This is a genomic window from Pseudomonas sp. 7SR1 (genome assembly GCF_900156465.1).
Taxonomy (GTDB): Bacteria; Pseudomonadota; Gammaproteobacteria; order Pseudomonadales; family Pseudomonadaceae; genus Aquipseudomonas.
The window spans coordinates 4,642,158-4,664,745 of record NZ_LT707064.1; the positions used below are offsets into that span (position 1 = coordinate 4,642,158).

Consider the following 22,588-nt stretch of genomic DNA (forward strand, 5'->3'; position numbering starts at 1 on the left):
CCTCGTGCGGGGCGCTGATGCGCCCCGCCGGAACCGCATTCAGCTGGATACGGGCCACGCCCCCTCCCCCAGCAACGCCGCAACGGTCCGCTCGCCCAGGCCGAGCCCCACGCTCATGCCCAGGCCGGTGTGCATCAACACGGCGGTTACACCGTCGGCGGCAGGCAACACACTGAACGGGCCTGGGCCGCGAGCACCATAGACGCCCTGCCAGCGCTCCAATACTTGCAGGCGTCCACCCAGGGTGTGCTCCGCCAGGTCGATCAGCAGGTTATCCACGTCCTCTTGGTTGAATGGCGCGGCATCTGTGCCGTAGTCGTGAGAATCGCCGATGATCAACTCGCCATGGGGTGTAGGGCTGATCAACAGATGGATGCCATGCTTTTCCAGTTGCGGGTAATCACGCTGGATTTCCCGGCGGATCGCATCGGCCTCGGGCAGGTCGCTGAAGGCGCCGTAGTGCACGCAACTCAGTCCCGTGAGCACCGCGTGGCGCAGATCCAGAGGCTGCGCCAGGCGCGCCCGCAACATCTGCAAACGACAGACTGACGGTCTCAACGCAGCCATCTGCTCGGCCAGTAGCGTCTGATAATCGTGACCGGAGCAGACGATGATCTGGCCTGCCGAAAAGCGGCCTGCCGTGGTCAAGGCGCTGCCAGGTCCGACGTCCCGTACCAGCGTCGAGAAGTGGAATTCGACGCCCTGCCCAGCCAGGTAGTCGATGATTTGTGGCAGCGCCTGCCGGGAGAACAACTGCTGATCGTCGAGCCCATGCAGAGCCGCGCGGTGATGGACGAAGCGGCCTTGGTAGAGGTTGTCCAGGGCCGGGCCGCGCAGCAGCTCGGTGCGGTAGCCCAGTTCCTCGGCACGGCCAAGGCAGAACGCGTCCAGCATGGCCTCCTCGGCCTCGGTGCGAGCGAACACCAGTGAACCCTGTTGTCTGATCGCCAGCCCGGCCGCCCTGCCCAGCTCGGCCCAGAGCCCGTGGGACTGACGCGCGAGGTCGAGCATGGGCCCGGGAGCCTGGCCCGTGACCAGTGCCTGGCCAAAATTGCGGATGGATGCACCCAGCGGTGTATGGCTGCGTTCGAATACCCGGACCTTGAGGCCGCGACGCATGCCTGCCCAGGCATGGGCGAGGCCCAGGATGCCGGCGCCTACGATCAGCAGGTCACAGTCGTGCTGATGCATGGAAATCTCCTTGATGGGGGAAGTGGCCGCCGGGGCGGCCAGGTGAGTCACGATGGAAGGCGCGGATGAGTGCGCCGCTTACTGGCTGACCGGCTCGGACTTGCCGTCATAGCGCTTGCGCCATTCGGTCAGGATGCGATCGCGGTTCTGGGAGGCCCAGTTGAAGTCGTTCTTGATCAGGCGCTGTTCGTAGTCGGCCGGCAGTTCCTGGAACCGTTCGGCGATACCTGGCTGGGCCAGTACGGCAAAGTTGGCCTTGTACAGGTCCATGGCTTCGCGGCTGGCAGCAAAGTCCGCGAGTTTCCTCGCGGCGTCCAGATGCCGGGTGCCCTTGATGATCGCGCTTGCCTCGATCTCCCAACCCAGGCCTTCCTTGGGCAGTACGATGGCCAGCGGCGCCCCCTTGCGCTTGAGCTGCACCGCCGGATACTCGAAGGAAATACCGATGGGAAACTCCCCCGCCGCGGCCTGCTTGCAAGGTTTGGAGCCGGAATGAGTGTATTGGCCGATGTTCTGGTGCAACCGGTCCATGTAGGCCCATCCACCGTCTTCGCCAAAGGTCTGCAGCCAGGCGCTGACGTCCAGGTAGCCGGTACCTGAGGACGCCGGGTTGGGCATGACGATCTTGCCCTTGTAGACCGGGTCGGTCAGGTCTTCCCATCTGGTCGGCTTCGGCAGCCCCTGTTTTTCGGCTTCGATGGTGTTGAAGCAGATGCTCGCGGCCCACACATCCATGCCCACCCAGGACGGTGGATTGTCGCTGTCACGATAATGGGCACCGATCTTGTCCAGGCTGGCCGGTGCGTAGGCTTCGAGCATGCCCTGCTGCTTGAGGATGGCCAGGCTGGAGCCCGCCAGTCCCCAGACGGCATCCGCCTGGGGACGGTCTTTTTCGGCCAGCAGCTTGGCGGTGACGACCCCGGTGGAGTCACGTACCCACTTGATGCGGATATCCGGGTGCTGTTTCTCGAATGCCTGCTGGTAGGGCTTGAGTTGTTCGACTTCCAGCGCGCTGTAGACCGTCAGCTCGGTGGCGGCCTGTGCATGCAGGGCGCCGGCGGCGAGCAGGCCGGCGGCAAGGGCGATGCGCTTGAACATGGTGTGGTTCCTGTGGGTGAAGGATGGGCGAGCGAACAGGGAAAACAGCTTCAGCAGCCTTGCGGACTTTCACCGCGAGCCAAGCGCGCGTTGATGGCGTCGACGACCGGTGGCAGGTCGGCCAGAGTGTCGATCAGGTAATGGGGGCGGCTGTTGGCGAACAAGTCATCGATCCGTTGACGCTCGGCCTCCAGCCGTTCATTGGGCAACGCCTGGTATTGCGCCCAGGTGAGGCCCAGGAAGTTACCCGAGAAACGCAGCGCCACCGTCCACATGCCGGCGCAGCGCCCTTCGAGAATGCCAGGTTCGGTGTCGTCGACCTTGACGCAGGCGGCCACGTCGTCGAGCCCCAGGGCAATCACATTGGCCAGCGCCTGGGCCGGACTAGGGCGGCCCTTGGGCACTTCGTCGGTGGCGACGACGTGGTCCGGTCGATAGCCGGCCGCAGCCGCCAGTTCGACCACCTGCTGCATGACCCCCTTGGGATAGCCAGAACAACTGCCTATCTTCAGGCCGCGTTCACGCAGGCTCGCTACGGTCGCCAGGGCGCCGGGAATCGGCGCGCTGTGCTCGGCGACCCTGGCGATCTGCAGAGGCATGAAGCGCTCGTAGATGGCCGTCACGTCGGCATCGCTCGGCCGGCGCCCGAAACGCTTCTCGAAGCGCTCGGCCACAGCAGGCTGGTCGCACAGGGTGCGGATGTGATCCCACTTGCCCATGCCCATGGGACCACGAGCTTCAGCCAGGCTGACGGCGATGTCGAATTCGGCGAATGCCTCGACGAAAATCCGCGTCGGAGCGAAGGAGCCGAAATCGACCACGGTTCCCGCCCAGTCGAGAATGACGGCCTGGAGACGATCAGGGTGTTGGTAGTGCATGGCAGTACTCCGCGAGATCAGAGGCCCGGCGCCGCGCGCCAGGCCTGGGAGCGGCGCGACAGACCACGCGAAGCCCAGGCCAGCAGGAGCGACACGCTGGCACAGGTGAGAAGAATGAGGGTCGACATGGCGGCGGCACCGCCGACGTTGCCAGCATCGTCCATGTTCAGCACGGCGACGGATGCCACCATGCTGTCCGGGCTATAGAGGAAGATCACCGCCGATACGGTGGTCATCGCCGAAACGAACAGATAGCGGACGATGTCCAGCAGCGCCGGCAGGCAGATGGGCACCGTCACGCGCAGGAAATGTCGCAGCAGCGGTACCTTGAGCGACAGCGCGGCGGACTCGAATTCAGCATCGAGCTGACGCAACGCGGTGGCGGCAGTCATCTGCGCCGTGGTCAGGAAATGCGCCACGGTGCATACCACCAGCAACCCCAGGCTGCCGTAGAGCCCATGCAAGGGATTGGCCGGCAGGTTGAAAAAGAATACATAACCCAGCCCGAGCACCAGGCCGGGTACGGCCATGGGAATGAAGCACAGCAGGCGCAGCACTTGCGTCAACGGGTTCTGCCGGGGCTTTTCCAGGAGGTAGCTGCCGGTGAAAATCGCCACGCTGCCGAACAACGCTGTCGCGGTGGCCAGCACCAGGCTGTTGCGATAGGCCAGCCAACCGCCGGGAAGATCGGAGAACACGTAATTGTCCAGCGATAGCGACAGGTCGTAAGGCCAGAATTTCACCAGCGACGAATACACCGCCATGCCGAACACGCCGAGCAGCAGCGTGCCGACCAGCGCGACCAGCAGCAGAAAGGCGCCATCGCGCCCACTGCGCGGTTGCGGATGATAAACCTGGGCGCGACCACTCATGGCGTCGCGCTGGCGGCGGCGCAGCCAGGAGTCGACGGCGAAGCTGAACAGCGCCGGCAGGAGCAGGAACAACCCAATCAGGGCGCCGCGGCCGAATTGCTGTTGACCCAGTACCGCCTTGTAGGCTTCCAACGCCAGCACCTGGTAATCGCCACCGACCACCACGGGCACGCCGAAGTCGGTGATGCACAGGGTGAACACCAGGCATCCTGCGGCGAATGCCCCCTGGCGGGTGCCGGGCCAGGTGATGCTGCGAAAGGCCCGCCACGGCGACGCCCCCATGCTGGACGCTGCGTCGAACAGTCGTGCGTCCGCCAGCGCGAGGGCGCTGAGCAACACCATCAGGGCATGGGGGAACGTGTAGATGACCTGCCCCAGCACGATGCCCCAGAAACCGTAGAGACTGTCCGGCATCCAGTCACGGAGCATGCCCTGGTTGCCGAACAGGTAGATCAGCGCGATCCCTGGCAACATCGAAGGCGCCAGGAGTGGAAGCAACGATAGGCCGCGCCACAGTTTCTTGCCCGGCAGGCAGGTACGCAGCAAGCCATAGGCGAAACCATAGGCCAGCGGCAACACGATCATCACCACGGTCAGCGCGCTGGTCAGGCTGTTGCCCAGCAGCCAGCGAAAGTGGGCGCTGCGATACAGTTGCGCCGCAGCCGCAAGGCCACCGCCTTGCGTCGGGTCGCCCGCCAGGCCTCGCCAAAGAATGGCCAGCAGCGGCAGCAATACGGCCAGCACCAGCAGCGCCAGCATCACCCATCGGCCACCCAGCACGAATAGCCGGTCGGCCAGGTCCGTCGAACGCCGCGGGGATTTCACCCCCTGCTCCATCATCGCCACCTGTTCCATCAGGCGAACACCTGCAGGCTGCTCGGCGGCAAGGCCACGCGTATCTGCTGGCCGTGCAAATGCGGCAGCGCTTCAGGAGACATTTCCGCCAGCAAGGCGTGGCCCGGCAGGTCCTCCAGCTCGAAGCTCAGGCGACAGCGATTGCCCAGGAAGGTGAGTTCGCGCATGCGCGCCGGGAACAGGTTGTCCTGCTCGAATCGAGGGTTGACCCGTATCGCCTCGGGCCGGCAGAACAGGCGTCCGTCTCCACCGGGCCCGGTATCCGGCAAACGCATGCTCAGGCCACCGACACGGGCATGCTGGCCGTCACGCTGGAACGGCAACCAGTTGCCCTGGCCGACGAATTCGGCCACGAAAGGCGTCGCGGGCGTGTTGTAGACGGCCTGGGGAGTGGCGTACTGCTCGATCCGCCCCTGGTTCATCACCGCGATGCGGTCGGCCATCAGCATGGCCTCTTCCTGATTGTGGGTGACCATCAGGGTGGTGATGCCAAGCCGGCGTTGCAGGGCGCGCAGCTCGCCGCACAGATGCTCGCGCACCTGGGCATCGAGGGCCGACATCGGCTCATCGAGCAGCAGCAGCGAGGGACCCGGCGCCAGTGCGCGGGCCAATGCCACGCGTTGCTGCTGTCCGCCTGAAAGTTGTGCGGGGTATTTGTGCCCACTGCCCCCCAGGCTGACCAACTCGAGCATTTCATCGACCCGGCGGCGCACCTCATCGCGCCCACGGCCAGACAGGCCATAAGCGATGTTCTGAATGACCGTCAGGTTGGGGAACAGCGCGTAGGACTGGAACAGAATACCGTAGTCACGCGCCTGTGGCGGTAGCGTCGAGACGTCTCGCGCGGCGAAATGCAGGCTGCCCTGCCCCTGGCGCTCCAGGCCGGCGATACAGCGCAGCAGTGTGGTCTTGCCGCAGCCGGACGGCCCGAGCAGACAGACCAGTTCGCCGGCCTTGACCTCCAGCGATACGCCGTCCAGCGCCTTGAAAGTGCCGAAGCCCTTGTGAATGTCGCGCAGTTGCAAGTCGACGGTAGCCATGCCAGGAATCTCGTTTGGAATCGAACGAGGGTCATCTTGGGTCCGGCTTGCGAAGGCTTTATGGCAGTTGGGCAAAAGTTGCCGATAGTGATATCGGCGTTTTTTGTGACGACGCCCTGGTCAGGCCTCGGTCGACTCCCGGGCGATGGCCAGGAAAGCCGCCGGCAGGCGTGCTTGGCGGCGTTCTCGCAGGCAATAGAGATACTCAGGAATGAGAGGCGCGTCATCCAGGGCGATCACCCGCAGCTCCTGATTGTCCGGAACCTCATGGCGGGCGATGACACTGATGCCGATATTGCGCAGCACCGCCTCGCGTATCGACTCGCGGCTGCCGATTTCCAGCAGCGGCCCCTGCGCGACTGCGGCCTTGCGCAGCATCTGCTCGGTGAGCTGGCGGGTGGTCGAGCCCACTTCGCGCATCAACAGGCAGTGCCCGGCCAGGGCCGAGGGCGGCAATCGTGTGTGCTTGGCCAGCGGATGGCTGCGGTGCACGGCCAGCACCAGAGGGTCCTCGCCCAGCAGCAGACGGGTGAAGCGCGGGTCTTCCTCCAACTGCGAGGATGCGGCCACGTCAACGCGATATTCTTCCAGCGCCTCGATCACCTGGAGCGAGTTGCCTATGTCCATGGTCACCTGGATCTGCGGCATGCGCTCGCGAAAGCGCCTGACCAGATCAAGCATGTAGTAAGGCGCGGTCGCGGCGATGCGCAAGGTACCCTGCAGCTGGCCGCAGTTATGCAGGTAGAACTCGATATCGGCTTCCTGCTGCAGCAGCGCCTGGACCATGGGCAACAGGCGCGCGCCATCCTCGCTCAGGGTGAACCGTCGGCCGCCGCGGTAGAACAGCTCGACACCATACTGTGCTTCCAGGTTGCGAATCTGGGTGGTGACGGTGGGCTGGCTGAGGCCGAGCTTTTTCGCTGCATGGGTAATGCTGCCCAGGCGGGCGACCATATGGAAGGACTTGAGCTCGGCAGAAAGCATCCGTTGACAGCTCCTTGGGCCAGGCAGGCATTTGGGTGACTTGAGGCACGAAGGCGAATGGTAGGCTGCCGACGTAGCGAAGGCCACCTGAGTTTTGCCCGCGAGATTGAAGGCTCATCCCGTCGCCATCAACCGAACCGGGCCCGATCACATGGTCGCGCCAGGCACGGGCTGATCCGATACGATGCTTTTGGCCTCGAGAAACGCCTCCAGGCCAAAGACCCCGAACTCCCGACCTACACCGGACTGCTTGACCCCGCCGAACGGGGCAAGCAATTCCGGTGCGATTCTGTTGATCAACACTGAGCCGGCCTGCAGTCCGGCCGCCACGTGGCGTGCGCGTTCCGGTCGCCGGGAAAACACGTAGGCCTGCAAGCCGTAGAGGCTGGCATTGGCGATTTCCACCGCCTGCTCTTGCGAGTCATAGGCGATGATCGATAGCACGGGGCCAAAAATCTCCTGTTGGGCGATATCCATGTCGTTGCTGACCTCGGCAAACACCGTAGGCCTGACGAAATAGCCCCTGTCCAGGCCGACCGGCCTGCCCTCCCCGCCGATGACCAGCTTCGCCCCCTGGGCCAACCCACGGCGGATGAAACCTTGCACGCGGTCATATTGCGTCTGGCTGACCAGGGGGCCGATGAGGGTGGATGGATCCTGCGGATTGCCGACGACCATCGCCTCTACCAGGTTCTTCATCCGGTCGATGATGAGCTTGGCCTGCCTGCGCGGCACCAGTAGCCGCGTGCCGGCGACACACGCCTGGCCGTTGTTCATGAACGCGGCATTCAGTGCCAGGGGAATGGCGATGTCGAGATCGGCATCATCCAGGATGATGGACGCTGACTTTCCCGAGAGCGAGAGGCTGACGCGCTTCATCGTCTCGATGCCGGCGCGAGCGATCAGTTTGCCGGTGGCGGTGGAGCCCGTGAATGAAATTTTTGCGACCTCCGGGTTCGTGCTGATTTCTTCACCGACATCGCTGCCAAGTCCCAGCAGAATGTTGAAGACGCCCTCAGGCAAACCCGCACCGTGCAAGGCTTGGGCAAGCACATCGGTCTGCAGCGGGCTCAGCTCACTGGGCTTGATGACCGAAGCACAGCCAGCGGCGATGGCCGATGCCAGCTTGCTGCAAATCGTCCCTGCCGTGCTGTTCCAGGGAGCGATCAACGCCGATACGCCCACCGGCTCCATCACGACGGTGGCGTCGCCGACCGTGCGACGCAGCGCATGGTTCTCCAGCACCTGCGCCGCATTGGCGAAAGACTGGGACGCGTAACGGCTGACCCATTGGGCACGGGCAAACGGCGCGCCGTATTCCTCGATGGCCGTGTCGCGAATTTCATCCGTCTTGGCCAGCACAGCGGCCTGTAGCTGTCTGAGCATGTCGATACGCTCGGCCTTGGAGCTGCCGCGCATCGCGACCTGCGCACGGGAGGCCGCGGCGATGGCCTGCCTGGCATCATCACGATTCGCCAAGGTGACCGTACCGATGACCGCCTCGGTCGCCGGGTTGATGCATTCCACCGTTTCGTTGCCCTGGACGGGAACGAATACTCCATCAATGTAACTGTGATCGATCTTCCACATCGTGGCTTACCTGGCTGATTGCAGTGTTTGCGGGTCCGGCATGGCCTCTCGGCTGAAGGCTTGCACCTCCTGCACCAGGCCTTGGGCGGCCATCATCACCAGTTGCCGACCTTTTTCCGGGGAGGCTTGCGCCGGGTCCGACCCCATGCGGCCATCCGGATGACGGGCACGGAAATCGGCAGCCTCCCGGATCGGGCCCCAGTTGGCGATCTGTGGCGAGTAGTCCGCCGTCTTGATGGCGTGGGGATAGGCCCATTGGGTCACGGCAATTTCCGACGGTGTCGCATGGATACCGTGGCCAGACGGGAACTGCTCCCGCGCCAGGTCATTGACCCCTTCCAGGTCCCACCAGTTGCACAATTTCAAGGCAAAGCCCGCCGGGCGACGGGCGAAACTCGCCTCGGCATAAAGCTCCGAAAACGCCGCTTCGATTGACGCGATATTGCCGCCATGTCCATTGAGGAAGAATATTTTTTCGAACCCGTGGGCAGCCAGGGAGCGTGTCCAGTCGCCGATGGCGGCGATGAACGTAGAAGGCCTGAGCGAAATCGTCCCCGGAAAACCGAGATGATGCTGGGCCATGCCGATGTTGAAGGTCGGAGCCACCAGGATATCGGCTGTCTGTTGTGCCTGATGGGCGATGATTTCCGGGCACATCCAGTCCGTGCCCAACAGCCCGGTGGGACCGTGCTGCTCGTTGGAGCCGATCGGAATTACGACGGTACGGCTGCGCTGGAGGAAATGCTCGATTTCGGCCCAGGTCGATAAATGCAGAAGCATGTGCGTTCTCTCTCTTGAATGGGTTCCTTGCGGAACACGTGGGTTGACGTTCAAAGCGCCTGTTCGATTCGCCCTGTACCCAGGGTCCGGTCGCGGTGCGCCAACGGTTTGCTCGCGATGATGACGAACGCTGTACACAGGAACACGCAACCGACCGCGACGATGCCGGGGGTCATACTGGCCGTCGATGTCTTTGCCCACCCGATCACCGCGGGGCCCCAGAAGCCGCCGCACAGACCGATGGTATTGATCAGTGCGATGCCGCCCGCTGCCGCCTCGCCCTTGATCAGTTCAGAGGGCATTGCCCACAGGACCGTATAGGCCATGAACATCATGGCAACCGCCAGCGTCAGCAGGACCAGGGAGAACAGCAGCTCCCATCGGCATAGGGGTACAGGAGCAACGACATTGCCCCGATGCCTGCCGGCACCGCGCAGTGATAGCGGCGCTCTGCGAAGCGATCGGAGCGACGCCCGATCCAGTACATGCCCGCTGCTGCGGCTACATAGGGAATGGCGACATACCAACCCAATTGCATCATGCTCTGGATACCCTGGGCCTTGAGAATTGCCGGCAGCCAGAAACTCATGGCGTAGATCGAAAAAATGATGCAGAAATAGGCGCACGCCAGAATGTAGATCCTGCGATCGCGCAACACGGCCCCGAACGAGTGGCCCCCCTCCGGCCCTGCACCCAGCTCACGCTGCAATAGCTGTTTTTCGCCTGTGCTCAGCCAGCGAGCTTCGGCAGGATGGTTGCAAAGGCAGCAATAGGCGACCACACCCAGCAGAACGCAGGGCAAGCCTTCGATCAGGAACATCCATTGCCATCCGACGAGCCCACCCACGCCTTCGAACGTGGTGATCAGCCATGCCGACAGCGGACCGCCGGCAATGCCGCCCACCGGACCGGCAATGAATACGATCGCAATGGCCCGGGCCATCCGCTTGGGGCCGTACCAGCAAGACAGGTAATAGATCATTCCCGGGGCGAAACCGGCTTCGAAGACACCCAGCAGAAATCGCATGGCGTAGAACATCGGCACATTGCGTACGAACAGCATGCAGGCCGAGGTGATGCCCCATAGCACCAGGATGCGACTGAAGGTCTTTCTGGCCCCCACCTTGGGCAACATCAGGTTGCTGGGCACCTCGAACAGCACATAGCCCAGAAAGAACACACCTGCACCGACACCATATGCAGCGTCGGATAACCCAAGGTCGTTCTGCATCTGCAATTTGGCAAAGCCGACGTTGATCCGGTCCAGATACGCGAAGACGTAGCAGACGAACAGGAGCGGCAACAGGCGCCAGTTGAGTTTGCGGTACAGGGTTGCAAGGGCCGCGGCGGAAGCCGGCGTCACGACGGTCGACATGGGGAGTCTCCAGTTTCTTGTTGCTCTGACGTGCCGAGGATGTTGCGCCGACAACGCAGACAGCAGCAAGAGCAACTATGTTCGTGTATTGTTGCCCTATGAGCAACGCACAAACTGAGGGAGAACCCATGCGCGAGATCAACCAGCAACGCTTGCGGTACTTCCATGAAGTGCTGACCCACGGATCGATACGTGGCGCGGCGGACAGCATCAACACCTCGCCGTCGGTGATCACCCGTCAGATCAAACTGCTGGAAGAAGAACTGGGCACCCGACTGTTCGAACGCCAGGCCCGCGGCGTCCAGCCCACCGAGGCTGCCGCGCACCTGCTGGAGTTCTGGCGCGGCTATCGATCACACCAGGAGAAGCTCGAAGACCAGCTCCAGGCCATCAAGGGGCTGCAATTGGGACAGGTGCGGGTCGTCATCAGCGAGGGCTATGTCGATACCCTGGTGGACCATGTGCTCGCGCCGTTCTGCAAGCAGTACCCCAAGCTCGACATCCGGTTGGACATATTGCCGGTGGACGACGTGCTGAACGAGATTGCGGAGAATCGTGCGCATATCGGCCTGGCCTACAACCCTCCTGCGCACCCGCATATCGATTACCGAGCGACGTCCCGGCAGCCCGTCATGCTGCTGGTTCGCCCGGACCATGCGCTGGCGTTGCGCGGAGCAATGGCCACCGTCGCCGACCTGCTCGAATGCCGGTTGGTGCTGACACCGACGACCTTCGGGATCGGCCATGCGTTGAAGATGCTCGAGTATGCCGAGAAGATCCAGATCCGCCCGGCGCTGGTCAGCAATTCGTTGGCCGCCCTCAAGCGCCTTGTCGCCTCCGGTGAGTTTGCCTCGCTGTTGGGCGAAGTGGCGGCCTACCGAGAGATTGCCCAGGGCAACCTCGCGGCCGTGGCCATCGACCATCCCTTGTTCCTGGGCGTGGAGGCGAAACTGTTGGTGAAGGCCGGACGCCCGCTGGCGGCACCGGCCCAGGAACTGCTCGACTGGATGCTGCGGCGTTTGCCGATGTTCGCCAGCGGCGACCCTGGCCAGCCAGGTGCTTGAACTGCAGGCTAAGCCGTCTTGCCCTCGGTTTCGTCGATGAATTTCAGGATGCTGATACCGCCACGCAGGATATCGTCGGCGATGGCCTTGCGAGCCTTTGCCGGTTTCCTGTCTCTCAGAGCGTCGATCAACACCAGGTGTTCGTCGGCGCCGATGTAGGAGTTGTGGCCGAAGGTATAGAACAGATTCAGGATCGGGCCCATGGACACCCAGAGGCTCTCGATTTGCGCGGTAAGCATGTCCATGCCCGACAGCCGGTAGAGGGTGAAGTGGAACTCGCGATTGTGATGCATCGCAGCGAGGCCGTCGTTCTGTCGATCGGCTTGTTCGAAGGCATTGTGCAGTTCCAGCAGCTTCGCCAGGTCGGCATCGGTCACATGGTGCGTCGCCAGTTCCGCAGCCAGCCCTTCCAGGGCAATGCGGATGGTACGGACCTCCAGATAGCGCGCCCGGGTCAATGCAGGCACGGTCGCAAACCGGCCGGATCGAAGCTCCAGGCCGCGCTCGCTCACCAGCCGAAGGCATGCTTCACGCACCGGCGTCACACTGGTTCCCAGTCGCTCTGCCAGATCCTGCATGACCAACCGTTCCCCCGGCTTGAAATTGCCGGCGATCAGTCCTTCGCGAATCGAATAGTACGCCCGGGCCGAAAGGTTGCCTTGTTCCAAGGGTTGAATCTGCACAGTTCACTCCTAATGATGACCGTCCCGTGCCATGACAGGACTTTCCCATACCCATACGCGATAAGCCGCCACTTATAACATATAGGCAGCCGAGTTCCGACAAGCGCCCGCACCGAAGGCAGCGGTCAGGCTGCCTCCGGTGCCTGGCGCCAGGAACGATCAGACCAGGGTCTTCAACACGTCCTCCATCACCCCGAGGGACTCATCCAGGATCTCCCGAGTATGAGCGGTGCAGAGGTATAGCCGCTTGAGCTGCATCGGCTGGAAGATAAGCCGCTTCTCGATCAAACGCTGACGAAAGGCCACATCGAGTGCGTCATCGTTGCGCAGCAGGTCCGTGTACTGGCTGTACGGTCCCTCGAAGAAATACAGCAGCCAGGCCGAGCCATAACCGGCGCTCTGTGCGGGAATCCCGAGGCGCTGGACGATGAGGTCCAGCTGGGCACGCATATAGTCGCCCAACTCGAACAGCTTCTCGTAGGTCCCGGGGCGCGCCAACTCTTCAAGAGTCGCCTGCACGGCCGCCAACGTCGAAGGTGTGCCATTGCAGGTGCCGCCCATGAACACGCCCTTGGGCCCGGTCAAACCGATCAAGTGCATCAGTTCCCGTTTACCGGCGATGAACCCTACGGGATAGCCGGATGAGGCGGCCTTGCCGAAGGTGGCCAGGTCCGGGGTCACCCCGACGATGGACTGATAGCCTCCCAATGCATGCCGGAAGCCAGTGATCACCTCATCGAAGATCAGCACGACGCCATGGGCGCTGGTCAGGCTGCGCAGGTCTTTGAGGAATGCATCCGTAGCAGCCACCGCCCCCATGTTGTGAGCGATGGGTTCGACGATGATCGCAGCCACCTCGCCCGGGTGAGCCTTGAGGTACCGCTCCACCGAGTCGGCATCGTTATAGGGCAGGATGATCGTGTATTCGGCGGCGGCGCGCAGGATTCCGTCGGACATCGGATCGAATTGACCGATGCGCTCCCGGGTCGTCTGCCCGTTCATGGCGACATAATCGTGCCAGCCGTGGTAACCGCCCTGGAACTTGATGATCCGTTTGCGTCCCGTCGCCGCGCGGGCCAGTCGCAAGGCGTGATAGGTGGCCTCCGATCCGCTGTTGCAGAATGCGATCTGCTCGGCGCAGGGAATGTACTGGACCAGTGTCTCCGCCACTTCGACTTCCAGGTCGGTGATGCCGGCCCCCATCAGGTCCATGCGCTGGGCGACTTCGAAAACCCGGTCCCGTATCGCCGGATGCCCATGGCCCAGTACATGGGCACCGAATCCACAGTGGAAGTCAGTGTGGCGTTGCCCGTCCGCGTCGAAGAGATAGGCCCCTTGCGCACGTACGAATGCGTAGGGTTGCCCGAGCCTGCGACTGGGGCTCAGGTGTCCACCGGGCAGTACCTTTTGTGCGCGTGCATACCACGCCTGGTTAGCCGACATGACGCTGCTCCTTGCCGGAGAACCGGGCCAGCGCCTGGCGGGTGACGGCTTCGATACCCGCCGCGTCCAGCCGATAGTGACGGTACAGGTGGGTGGGCGGTGCGATCAGGCTGTACTCGTCATGGATACCATGACGGACCAGGCGCACGCCGATGCCCTCATCCGCCAGCACTTCGGCCACAGCGCCTCCCAGGCCGCCGAGTACGTTGTGCTCCTCCACGGTGATGAGCAGGTTCGTTGCGGCGGCAGCCTTCAGGATGGCTTCGCGGTCGATGGGCTTGAGGGTGTGCATGTCGATGACCCCCACCGCCAGGCCGCTATCGGCAAGGGCGTTGGCCGCCTCCAGGGTCGGGTGCAGCATGCTGCCGGTGGCGATCAGGGTCACGTCGGCACCGACGCGATGGACGATGGCCTTGCCGAACTCGAAAGTGACGTTTTGCGGATAGACGTTGGGCTCCTGGCCACGCCCGATGCGGAAATAGATCGGCTGCGGATGATGAATCGATGCGCGGATGGCAGCCGCCAGCTGTGGGCCGTCCGCCGGGGCGACCACCGTGAGGTCGGCGATGCTGCGCATGATCGCGATGTCCTCGGTGGCATGGTGGGAAGTGCCGTAGAACCCCAGGCTGATGCCGGTGTGATGACCGATCAGCCGGACCGGCAGCGCCGAGTACGCCACGTCCATGCGGATCTGCTCGCAGCACAGCAACGCCAGGAACGAAGCGAACGTGGCGACGTAAGGTGTGGTCCCGGTGGTGGCGATGCCCGCGGCGGCACTCACCATGTTCTGCTCGGCGATACCGAACTGGATGAACAGCTCCGGGTGCTTGTCGGCGAAACGGTTGAGGCCGTTGGAGTACTGCAGGTCGGCCGTCCCGACGGCAATCGAGTGGCCGTCGGCAACCAGGTCCAGGAGGCCTTCCGAGAGATAGTCGAGCCCGGGATTGATCGCGTTCAGCTGGCGATACTGCCAGCTGGCCGGCTTGACTGGCGCACTCATTGAACACCTCCATTGACCTTGATTTCTTCGATCGCCAGCGCTTCGTCTTCTGGCGCGAGCCAGCCCAGGTGCCATCCCGGTTCGGTCTCCATGTACCCCACCCCCTTGCCCTTGGCCGTCAGTGCGATCACGCAGACCGGGCGCTCGCGCGCGGGCTGCGCTTTCAACTCACGAAACAGCGTCGCGAGCGCCGCCACGTCATGGCCGTCCACCTCCCTGACATCCCAGCCAAAGGCACGCCATTTATCGGCCAGGGGCTCGATACCCACCACATCGTCGACCTTGCCGTCGAGCTGGTAGCCGTTGCGATCGACGATGGCAATGAGGTTGCCGGTCTTGTGGTGCGCCGCCGCCAGCGCGGCTTCCCAGACCTGCCCCTCCTGCATCTCTCCGTCACCCAGCAATACGTAGACATCGAATGCCTGCCCCCGCAGGCGCGCACCCAGGGCCATGCCCAAACCGCCCGACAAGGCATGACCGATGGACCCCGAGCTGAAATCGATGCCCGGCACCTTGCGCATATCCGGGTGATCGCCCAAGGGGCTGCCCAGTCGGGTGTAATCATCGAGCCAGGCCTTGTCGAAGAAGTCCCAGTCGGCGAGCAACGGGTATAGCCCGACAGCGGCGTGCCCCTTGCCCATCAGGAAGCGGTCGCGCTGCGGCCACTTCGGTTCGCCGCGCTTGAGGCGCATGGCGTCGTAATACAGCGCCGAAAATATTTCGGCGCAGGAAAACACCGAGGTGTAGTGGCCGACCTTGGCGATGGAAATCAGTCGCACCGTTTCGAGACGCACGAACAGCGCGCGTTCTTTCAAACGTGCGACCTGCTCGGGCGTCAACGGCATTACGGGGTCACGAACCGCAGGGTTTGCAGCGGGCATGAGGGCACTCCTGAGTGGGTTGATCGAGGCCTGACGCGGCCTTCTTCTTACAACTTATAAGTTATATTTTGTAGAATCAACCACCGATCGACGGTTTATTTTTTTCTCGTCGAGGGCTTGCGTGACGTTGAATTCAGTGCCAATCATATAAGTTATAAGTGATCAGCAGCCCTCAACGAGGTTTTTCATGATGCAGGAAACGCCCCTTCCCTTAACCGAACTGGCCCGCACAGACGTGCGTTTTCATCTGCATTCGCAGACCAATCTGCGGGCGCATCAACAACATGGCCCGCTGGTCATCGAACGTGGATCGGGGATTCATGTGACGGATGAACATGGTCGCGACTACATCGAGGGGATGTCGGGCCTCTGGTGTGCGGGGCTTGGCTTTTCCAATGCGAGGCTGGTGCAGGCCGCACAGCGCCAGATGTCGGTCTTGCCCTACTACCACACCTTCAACCATCGTGTGCCGAGCGTGGTCGCGCAGTTGGCCGAACGCATTGCCTGCCTGGTGCCGTTCGATAGGCCAAAGGTGTTTTTCGCCTGTTCGGGCTCGGAAGCCAACGACTCGATGATCAAGCTCGCCTGGGCCTATCATCGTGCTCGTGGCCATGGCGACAAGCGCAGGATCATCGCCCACCAGAAAGGTTTCCATGGTTCGACGGTAATGGGCGCCAGCCTGTCGGGGCTGCCCAACATGCACGCGGCGTTCGGCCTGCCCCTGCAAGACAGCGTCCTGCATGTGCAATGTCCGCATTTCTATCGCTACGGTGCCGAAGGAGAAAATGAAGCGCAGTTCACCGAGCGCCTGCTACGGGACCTCGAGCAACGCATCGAGGCCGTGGGCGCGGACTCCATCGCTGCCTTCATCTCCGAACCGGTGATGGGAGCCGGTGGCGTGATCGTGCCGCCGCCAGGTTACTTCGCCGGTGTGCAGGCGATCCTGAAGAAGCACGACATCCTGTTCCTTGCCGACGAGATCATCTGCGGCTTCGGCCGCACCGGCCAATGGTTCGGCCATCAGACCCTGGGTTTTGCGCCTGACATGATGGCCTGTGCCAAGAGCTTGTCATCGGGTTATCAACCGATTTCCTGCGTGGTGGTCGCCGGAGATATCTACACGGCCATCGAAGAACAAAGCCAGCAACTGGGCGGCTTTGGCCACGGCTTTACTTATTCCGGGCACCCGGTGGCGGCCGCCGTTGCCCTTGAAACCCTGACCATCTACGAAGAAATGCGTTTGCCGCAACTCACGCGAGAACTGGGGAGCTTCCTGCACCAGCAACTCGAACCGCTGCTCGACCATTCGCTGATCGGGGAGATTCGGGGGGTGGGCCTGGTGGCCGGACTGGAACTGGTTGCGGACAAACGAACCCGCGCCTCCTTCCCCGTCGACCGCACCATCGGTGTTCAGGTCGAACGGGCCTGTCGGGCGAACGGCCTGATCGTGCGCAACATGGGGGACTCCATTGCCCTGGCCCCGCCTTTCATCATCACCGCCGAAGAGATCGTCGAGCTGGTAGCCCGCCTGAAGCGCGCGCTCGATACCGTCGCCTTGGCCAACGGGTTGTCACTGTGATGAACGCCAAGGTCTCTATCTCCCAAAGCACCCAGCCCCTGATCGAGTTCAATGGGGTCCAGAAAAGCTATGACGGCAAGACCCTGGTCATCAAGGATCTGAACCTGGGCATCAGTCGTGGCGAATTCCTGACCCTGTTGGGCGCCTCGGGCTCCGGCAAGACCACCACGCTGATGATGCTGGCCGGTTTCGAGACGCCAACCCGGGGCGAAATCCGCATGGGCGGCACGCCGATCCAGAAAAAGCCGGCGCATCAGCGTGGCATGGGCATGGTGTTCCAGAACTACGCCTTGTTTCCCCACATGAGCGTCGAGGAAAACCTCGCCTACCCGTTGAAGATGCGTGGCCTCAAGCGCGCCGATCTACAAGCCAAGGTCAAGCGCGCCATCGACATGGTGCAATTGCATGGCATGCAACAGCGGCGCATCACCGAGCTTTCCGGTGGGCAGCAGCAACGCGTGGCCCTTGCCAGGGCGATGGTCTTCGAGCCCGAGATCATTCTGATGGACGAGCCTCTGGGAGCCCTGGACAAGAATCTTCGCGAACACATGCAGTACGAGATCAAGCAACTGCACAAGTCCCTCGGCGTCACCGTGGTCTACGTGACTCACGACCAGAGCGAAGCCCTGACGATGTCGGACCGGATCGCGGTCTTCCACCAGGGCGATATCGCCCAGATCGGCTCGCCGGCGGCGCTGTACGAACATCCGGAAAACGCCTACGTCGCCAACTTCATTGGCGAGAACAACGTGCTGGTCGGTACCGCCCGACGGCGCGACGAACAGAGTTGCGAAGTGATCCTGGAAAACGGCCTGCAGCTCACCGGGTCCGCCAAGGCGCTGAAAAACCCTCGACCGGAGCGGGTGGAACTGGTCATCCGCCCGGAGAACATTCGCCTGGGCCCTAGCGAGACCATGCCCTGGCAGGCCACGGTGACCGACACCGTCTACCTCGGCGACCACTTGCGGGTGCACCTGCGCCTGGGCAACGAACAACCCCTGGTGGTGAAAGTGGCCAATAACGCGCTCTTCAAGCAACTGCGGCCCGGTCAGGTGACCGGCTTCGACTGGAGTACCGACGACGCCCATCTATTCGAACTGAACTGATCCACCGTCGCACCCTGAACCATAAGTCTCGACAACAATAATGATCCGAGAGGCAACCATGCACACCCTTTCCGACACCGTCTAGTTCGTTACTGCCCGTTTGTGAACCTTGTATTTCCCTTACATCCTCAAACAGCAGGAGGGACACCCATGTCCTCGATATTGCGCCGCACCGCACTGACTACCATCTGCGCCGTCACCTTGTTCTCCAGCCAGGCGCTCCTGGCGAGGGACCTCACCGTCGTCGGTTTCGGTGGCGCCACCCAGGAAGCCTTCGACAAGGCTTACTTCAAGCCATACGCCGCGCAAAGCGGCAAGCCAGTCGTGCAGGACACCTACGACGGCGGCATCGCCAAGCAAAAGGCCATGGTCCAGGCCGGCAACCCGACCTGGGACGTGGTCCAGATGGATGAGAACGAGATGGCGCTGGCCTGCGAGCAAGGCCTGCTGGAGCCCCTCGACCGCAGCAGGTTGAGCAGTGCCGCGGACATCGCCCCCGACAAGTTCGCGCCTTGCGGCGTAGGCGCCATTGTCTGGTCGGAAGTCATGACCTACGACCACAGGAAATTCCCCAGCGAGGGTCCGCAGACCTGGGCCGACTTCTGGAACGTCAAGAAATGGCCTGGCAAGCGTGGCCTGCGCAAGCAGGCTCGCATGACCCTGGAAATCGCCCTCATGGCCGATGGTGTAAAGCCTGCCGATGTCTACACGGTGCTGGCGACCAAGGCCGGACAGGACCGAGCCTTCGCCAAGCTCGATGAAATCAAGCCGCATATCCAATGGTGGGAAACCGGCGCCCAGCCCCTGGAATGGTTGTCTTCGGGCAGCATCGCCGTCACGGCGGCCTACAACGGACGCATCGCCATCGCCAACCAGCAGGGCGCGCATTTTCCGCTGATCTGGAACCAGCAGCTCTACAGCATGGATTACTGGACCATCATCAAAGGCACGCCGAACCTCAAGGAAAGCTATGCCCTGCTCGACTACATGCTCAGCCCGAAAGCCCAGGGTGCCTTCGTCCAGGCCATCCCTTACGGCATCGTCAACGGCAAGGCCCAGGCGGCACTGGACAAGCAAACCCTGAACAACCTGCCCACCGCGCCGGCGAACCTGGAAAACGCCTTGCTGCTCGATACACCGTTCTGGGTCAACTACGAGGAAGACCTCATGGCTCGCTTCACCAACTGGGCGGCGAAGTAGATCCATCCCTTTGAATGGCGGCTTCGTTATCGAAGCCGCTGACATCCCATTCCGAGGTCATCGATATGTTCGCCCCTGCATTGGATTCACTCGCCAGCGCCCACCAGAGATCCAGCCGGCACAAACGGCTCGTTTCTGTCTTGCTGCTTTTGCCGCTGCTGGCCTACACCGCCGTATTCTTCGTTCTGCCCATCGGCATGATGCTCTATCGTGCCGTCAGCAATCCGGAGCTGGTACAGGCATTCCCCCGCACCGTCCAGGCATTGGAACAGGAAATACGCCGTGACGCCTCGAGCCTGCCTGGCGACGCGGTGTTCGAAGCGATCGAGCAGGACTTCATCCACGCCGAGAACATGGGCGTCATGGGTGAAGCCGCGCGGCGCATGAACTATGAAAACAGCGGCTACCGTTTCCTCATCACGGCCACTGCCCGCCGCTACCAGTGGCCAGCCAACCAGCAACCCGTCAACGGTGAGACACCCCGGGCGCGCCTGGTGGCCATTGATCCGCGCTGGGCAACCCCCGAGCTTTGGAATGCGTTCGAGCGTGCATCACCGGCGTATACATCCTATTACCTGCTCAGCGCCCTAGACCTGGAGCGTACGGCTGACGGCATCCAGCGCGTGCCCGCGGAGAAACGGGTCTACCTGGACCTCACTTTCAAGACCCTGAAGATCGCCTTCGTTGTCTCGGTGCTGTGCCTGCTGCTGGGCTTTCCCTTCGCCGTCCTGCTGGTCAAGGCGTCGCGGCCGTTCCAGATGCTGCTGATCCTGGCGGTGATGCTGCCCTTCTGGACCTCATTGCTGGCCCGCACCACGGCCTGGATCGTGGTGCTTCAAGAGAAGGGCATCGTCAATACCCTGCTGCTCAAGCTCGGCCTGATCGACCATCCGTTGCCCATGATCTTCGATGCCCTGGGGGTCTACATCGTCATGGTGCACATCCTGCTGCCGTTCACCGTCCTGCCGTTGTGCAGCGTGATGAAAGGCATCGAGGCCCATTACATGCGCGCCTCGGGGTCCCTCGGCGCGCACCCGGTTCGCGGTTTCCTGCACGTCTACTTGCCCATGACCCTGACCGGCATCGGTTCCGGCACGCTGCTGACGTTCATTGTCGCGGCAGGCTACTACGTCACCCCAACCCTGGTGGGCAGCGCACGAGAGCAGATGCTTGGCTACTTCATCGCGTTCTACACCAACACCACGGTGAACTGGGGCATGGCTTCGGCACTGGGCCTGGTGCTGATCCTCTGTGTCATGGCGATCTACCTGGTCGCTGCCCGACTGGTGGGCATCCGCCAGATCGCCGGACTCAAGTAATCGGGAAAATCCTATGAATCATTTCACCCTGTGTTTCATCAGCCGCAACCTTTTGCGCCTGTTCGGGCTCCTCATGATCGTCTTCATGATCGCGCCCTTGCTGGCGGTGGTGCCCATTTCCTTCAGCAGCGGCACCTTCCTGTCCTATCCGCTGCCGGGATTGTCATTGCGCTGGTACGAGAAAGTGTTCAGCGCCGGCCCCTGGCTGCAGTCGCTGCGCAACAGCCTGCTGGTGGGCTGCGCCTCGACGGCGCTGGCGACATTGCTGGGCACCCTGGCGGCCCTGGCCTTCGCCCGACGCAACCTGCCCGGCGCCACCCATGTGTTGGCCTTGCTGATTTCGCCCATGATCATTCCACCGGTGATTTCGGGGCTGGGCATGTATTTTCTGTTCGGCCAACTGGGGCTCACAGGCACCCTGACCGGAATGATCCTGGCTCATACCGTGCTGGCGACCCCCTTCGTCCTCATCAACGTTGCCGCCAGCCTGCAAGGCCTGGACATGAGCCTGCTGAGGGCCGCGGCAATGGCCGGGGCCTCACCGGTACGGGCGTTCATCGATGTCGCCTTGCCCATCATCGCGCCTGGGGTGATATCGGGGGCGCTGTTTGCCTTCATGACGTCGTTCGACGAGATTGTCGTCGTACTGTTCATCGGCGGCCCCGGCCAGCGCACGCTGCCGCGGCAGATGTTCGACGGTATTCGTGACACCATCGATCCGTCGATTGTCGCCATGTCATCGTTCCTGCTGGTGGTGGGCCTGTTGGGCCTGCTGGCCACGACCTGGCTTTCCCTGCGTTCGAACAGGTCCCTGAACCAACCGGCAGCGTGACCCGCGACTGCCCCCATTCCCTCACCGACGCCGTCCGGTCAAGAGGCGGCAAGACCTTCAGGAGCGACACCCATGTATATCGTGACAGGCGGCACCCAGGGCATCGGCGCCGCAACCGTGGAAAAACTCGCCAGCCTCGGCCATCCGGTGGTGTTCACCGGGCGCGATCCATCTGCAGGTAGCCAATTGGCCGAGCGCTTGCCCGACTGCACCTTTGTGCCGGGCGACGTACTGAACGAAGACGATTGCCGTCACGTCGTGGCGACGGCGCTGCAATTGGGCGACGGCAAGCTGGCGGGCCTGGTGAACAATGCCGGCATGTCAGGACGCAAGACCTTTACCGACACCACGCAGCAGGAATGGGACCTGCTGTTCGCCGTCAATACTCGCTCGGTCTTCTTCTACACCAAGCACGCGCTGCCAGGCCTGATCGCAGGTCGCGGCGCCGTGGTGAACGTTTCGTCCATCGCGGGCAAGACCGGCGAGCAGGGGCTTGCCACCTACTGCGCCAGCAAGGCCGCCCTCCTCGGCCTGACCCAGGCCCTGGCGCTGGAATACGGCGGCCAGGTGCGCTTCAACGCCGTCTGCCCGGGGCAAATCGCCACGCGAATGATGGATGCCATCGTCAACGACGAAAAACGGCTCGCCGCGCTGACAGCCAGGATTCCCGAAGGCCGCCTGGCCAGCGCTGCAGAAGTTGCCCAGGCCATCTGCTGGTTGCTTTCGCCAGAATCCAGCTATGTGAACGGCACCACCCTGACAGTCGATGGCGGTGAAACCGCCGGCCTGCTCACGCCAAGGTCCTAGCGATCGGCACG

At 62.7% G+C, this 22,588-nt stretch carries 21 protein-coding genes; 7 read left to right on the forward strand and 14 right to left on the reverse strand.

Annotated elements, in window-relative coordinates:
* Positions 1 to 39 precede the first annotated feature (39 nt).
* The 10 genes from BW992_RS20620 to BW992_RS20660 all read right to left on the reverse strand — a co-directional run bounded on the left by BW992_RS20620 (position 40) and on the right by BW992_RS20660 (position 10,663).
* Positions 40 to 1,191 carry a TIGR03364 family FAD-dependent oxidoreductase gene (locus tag BW992_RS20620; protein WP_072431261.1) on the reverse strand — a complete coding sequence of 384 codons (1,152 nt, stop codon included), beginning with the start codon at positions 1,189 to 1,191 and terminating at the stop codon, positions 40 to 42.
* 78 nt (positions 1,192 to 1,269) lie between these two features.
* Positions 1,270 to 2,289 (reverse strand): putative 2-aminoethylphosphonate ABC transporter substrate-binding protein, encoded by a 1,020-nt coding sequence (locus BW992_RS20625; protein ID WP_072391781.1) that lies wholly within the window; start codon positions 2,287 to 2,289, stop codon positions 1,270 to 1,272.
* 50 nt (positions 2,290 to 2,339) lie between these two features.
* Positions 2,340 to 3,167: a phosphonoacetaldehyde hydrolase gene (phnX, locus tag BW992_RS20630; RefSeq protein ID WP_076407027.1), complete on the reverse strand. Its 828-nt coding sequence runs from the start codon at positions 3,165 to 3,167 to the stop codon at positions 2,340 to 2,342.
* 17 nt (positions 3,168 to 3,184) lie between these two features.
* Positions 3,185 to 4,894 (reverse strand): putative 2-aminoethylphosphonate ABC transporter permease subunit, encoded by a 1,710-nt coding sequence (locus tag BW992_RS20635; RefSeq protein WP_083714599.1) that lies wholly within the window; start codon positions 4,892 to 4,894, stop codon positions 3,185 to 3,187.
* The gene (locus BW992_RS20640) at positions 4,894 to 5,934 is read right to left on the reverse strand and encodes a putative 2-aminoethylphosphonate ABC transporter ATP-binding protein (protein ID WP_072391776.1); all 1,041 of its coding nucleotides are present in this window, start codon (positions 5,932 to 5,934) and stop codon (positions 4,894 to 4,896) included. Before BW992_RS20640 ends, BW992_RS20635 begins: the two co-directional genes overlap by 1 nt.
* Positions 5,935 to 6,054: 120 nt before the next feature.
* Complete coding sequence (locus BW992_RS20645; RefSeq protein WP_072391773.1) at positions 6,055 to 6,918, reverse strand: LysR family transcriptional regulator; 864 nt, start codon at positions 6,916 to 6,918, stop codon at positions 6,055 to 6,057.
* A 147-nt stretch (positions 6,919 to 7,065) separates the two neighbouring features.
* On the reverse strand, positions 7,066 to 8,508 hold the full coding sequence (locus tag BW992_RS20650; protein ID WP_076407028.1) for an aldehyde dehydrogenase family protein: 1,443 nt from the start codon (positions 8,506 to 8,508) through the stop codon (positions 7,066 to 7,068).
* A 6-nt stretch (positions 8,509 to 8,514) separates the two neighbouring features.
* Complete coding sequence (locus BW992_RS20655; protein ID WP_072391769.1) at positions 8,515 to 9,288, reverse strand: creatininase family protein; 774 nt, start codon at positions 9,286 to 9,288, stop codon at positions 8,515 to 8,517.
* Positions 9,289 to 9,338: 50 nt separating this feature from the next.
* Positions 9,339 to 9,623, reverse strand: coding sequence for a hypothetical protein (locus tag BW992_RS27265; RefSeq protein WP_231991076.1), 285 nt, complete (start codon positions 9,621 to 9,623; stop codon positions 9,339 to 9,341).
* Positions 9,624 to 9,637: 14 nt separating this feature from the next.
* On the reverse strand, positions 9,638 to 10,663 hold the full coding sequence (locus BW992_RS20660) for an MFS transporter (protein ID WP_231991077.1): 1,026 nt from the start codon (positions 10,661 to 10,663) through the stop codon (positions 9,638 to 9,640).
* Positions 10,664 to 10,791: 128 nt separating this feature from the next.
* On the opposite strand from BW992_RS20660, the gene BW992_RS20665 reads away from it, so the two are divergent.
* Positions 10,792 to 11,727 (forward strand): LysR family transcriptional regulator, encoded by a 936-nt coding sequence (locus BW992_RS20665; protein WP_072391763.1) that lies wholly within the window; start codon positions 10,792 to 10,794, stop codon positions 11,725 to 11,727.
* Between the two features lie 8 nt (positions 11,728 to 11,735).
* Here the strand turns inward: BW992_RS20665 and BW992_RS20670 are convergent, their stop codons facing one another.
* The 4 genes from BW992_RS20670 to BW992_RS20685 form a co-directional block, all read right to left on the reverse strand.
* Positions 11,736 to 12,410, reverse strand: coding sequence for a GntR family transcriptional regulator (locus BW992_RS20670; protein ID WP_072391760.1), 675 nt, complete (start codon positions 12,408 to 12,410; stop codon positions 11,736 to 11,738).
* A gap of 159 nt (positions 12,411 to 12,569) precedes the next feature.
* Entirely contained in the window at positions 12,570 to 13,853 is a 1,284-nt protein-coding gene (locus tag BW992_RS20675) for an aspartate aminotransferase family protein (protein ID WP_072391757.1), read from the reverse strand.
* Positions 13,843 to 14,853: a transketolase family protein gene (locus BW992_RS20680; protein ID WP_072391754.1), complete on the reverse strand. Its 1,011-nt coding sequence runs from the start codon at positions 14,851 to 14,853 to the stop codon at positions 13,843 to 13,845. Before BW992_RS20680 ends, BW992_RS20675 begins: the two co-directional genes overlap by 11 nt.
* A complete protein-coding gene (locus BW992_RS20685) occupies positions 14,850 to 15,734 on the reverse strand; it encodes a transketolase (RefSeq protein WP_072391751.1) in 885 nt (294 codons plus the stop codon). Before BW992_RS20685 ends, BW992_RS20680 begins: the two co-directional genes overlap by 4 nt.
* A 187-nt stretch (positions 15,735 to 15,921) precedes the next feature.
* Between BW992_RS20685 and BW992_RS20690 the strand changes: the two genes are divergently transcribed.
* The 6 genes from BW992_RS20690 to BW992_RS20715 all read left to right on the forward strand — a co-directional run bounded on the left by BW992_RS20690 (position 15,922) and on the right by BW992_RS20715 (position 22,577).
* Positions 15,922 to 17,313 carry an aminotransferase gene (locus BW992_RS20690; RefSeq protein ID WP_076407029.1) on the forward strand — a complete coding sequence of 464 codons (1,392 nt, stop codon included), beginning with the start codon at positions 15,922 to 15,924 and terminating at the stop codon, positions 17,311 to 17,313.
* Complete coding sequence (locus tag BW992_RS20695; protein ID WP_072391745.1) at positions 17,313 to 18,419, forward strand: ABC transporter ATP-binding protein; 1,107 nt, start codon at positions 17,313 to 17,315, stop codon at positions 18,417 to 18,419. The genes BW992_RS20690 and BW992_RS20695 overlap by 1 nt, the downstream gene beginning before the upstream one ends.
* 150 nt (positions 18,420 to 18,569) lie before the next feature.
* Positions 18,570 to 19,619, forward strand: a complete 1,050-nt coding sequence (locus BW992_RS20700) for an ABC transporter substrate-binding protein (RefSeq protein ID WP_072391742.1) — start codon at positions 18,570 to 18,572, stop codon at positions 19,617 to 19,619.
* Between the two features lie 140 nt (positions 19,620 to 19,759).
* On the forward strand, positions 19,760 to 20,938 hold the full coding sequence (locus BW992_RS20705) for an ABC transporter permease (protein WP_231991078.1): 1,179 nt from the start codon (positions 19,760 to 19,762) through the stop codon (positions 20,936 to 20,938).
* Between the two features lie 13 nt (positions 20,939 to 20,951).
* On the forward strand, positions 20,952 to 21,770 hold the full coding sequence (locus BW992_RS20710; RefSeq protein ID WP_072391739.1) for an ABC transporter permease: 819 nt from the start codon (positions 20,952 to 20,954) through the stop codon (positions 21,768 to 21,770).
* A 72-nt stretch (positions 21,771 to 21,842) separates the two neighbouring features.
* On the forward strand, positions 21,843 to 22,577 hold the full coding sequence (locus BW992_RS20715) for an SDR family NAD(P)-dependent oxidoreductase (protein WP_072391736.1): 735 nt from the start codon (positions 21,843 to 21,845) through the stop codon (positions 22,575 to 22,577).
* Positions 22,578 to 22,588 lie beyond the last annotated feature (11 nt).

Bases quoted from the DNA above. Each gene is read 5' to 3' on its own strand.
- BW992_RS20620 (WP_072431261.1), bottom strand. From the start codon at position 1,191: ATGCATCAGCACGACTGTGACCTGCTGATCGTAGGCGCCGGCATCCTG.
- BW992_RS20625 (WP_072391781.1), bottom strand. From the start codon at position 2,289: ATGTTCAAGCGCATCGCCCTTGCCGCCGGCCTGCTCGCCGCCGGCGCC.
- phnX (WP_076407027.1), bottom strand. From the start codon at position 3,167: ATGCACTACCAACACCCTGATCGTCTCCAGGCCGTCATTCTCGACTGG.
- BW992_RS20635 (WP_083714599.1), bottom strand. From the start codon at position 4,894: ATGGAACAGGTGGCGATGATGGAGCAGGGGGTGAAATCCCCGCGGCGT.
- BW992_RS20640 (WP_072391776.1), bottom strand. From the start codon at position 5,934: ATGGCTACCGTCGACTTGCAACTGCGCGACATTCACAAGGGCTTCGGC.
- BW992_RS20645 (WP_072391773.1), bottom strand. From the start codon at position 6,918: ATGCTTTCTGCCGAGCTCAAGTCCTTCCATATGGTCGCCCGCCTGGGC.
- BW992_RS20650 (WP_076407028.1), bottom strand. From the start codon at position 8,508: ATGTGGAAGATCGATCACAGTTACATTGATGGAGTATTCGTTCCCGTC.
- BW992_RS20655 (WP_072391769.1), bottom strand. From the start codon at position 9,288: ATGCTTCTGCATTTATCGACCTGGGCCGAAATCGAGCATTTCCTCCAG.
- BW992_RS27265 (WP_231991076.1), bottom strand. From the start codon at position 9,623: ATGATGTTCATGGCCTATACGGTCCTGTGGGCAATGCCCTCTGAACTG.
- BW992_RS20660 (WP_231991077.1), bottom strand. From the start codon at position 10,663: ATGTCGACCGTCGTGACGCCGGCTTCCGCCGCGGCCCTTGCAACCCTG.
- BW992_RS20665 (WP_072391763.1), top strand. From the start codon at position 10,792: ATGCGCGAGATCAACCAGCAACGCTTGCGGTACTTCCATGAAGTGCTG.
- BW992_RS20675 (WP_072391757.1), bottom strand. From the start codon at position 13,853: ATGTCGGCTAACCAGGCGTGGTATGCACGCGCACAAAAGGTACTGCCC.
- BW992_RS20680 (WP_072391754.1), bottom strand. From the start codon at position 14,853: ATGAGTGCGCCAGTCAAGCCGGCCAGCTGGCAGTATCGCCAGCTGAAC.
- BW992_RS20685 (WP_072391751.1), bottom strand. From the start codon at position 15,734: ATGCCCGCTGCAAACCCTGCGGTTCGTGACCCCGTAATGCCGTTGACG.
- BW992_RS20690 (WP_076407029.1), top strand. From the start codon at position 15,922: ATGATGCAGGAAACGCCCCTTCCCTTAACCGAACTGGCCCGCACAGAC.
- BW992_RS20695 (WP_072391745.1), top strand. From the start codon at position 17,313: ATGAACGCCAAGGTCTCTATCTCCCAAAGCACCCAGCCCCTGATCGAG.
- BW992_RS20700 (WP_072391742.1), top strand. From the start codon at position 18,570: ATGTCCTCGATATTGCGCCGCACCGCACTGACTACCATCTGCGCCGTC.
- BW992_RS20710 (WP_072391739.1), top strand. From the start codon at position 20,952: ATGAATCATTTCACCCTGTGTTTCATCAGCCGCAACCTTTTGCGCCTG.
- BW992_RS20715 (WP_072391736.1), top strand. From the start codon at position 21,843: ATGTATATCGTGACAGGCGGCACCCAGGGCATCGGCGCCGCAACCGTG.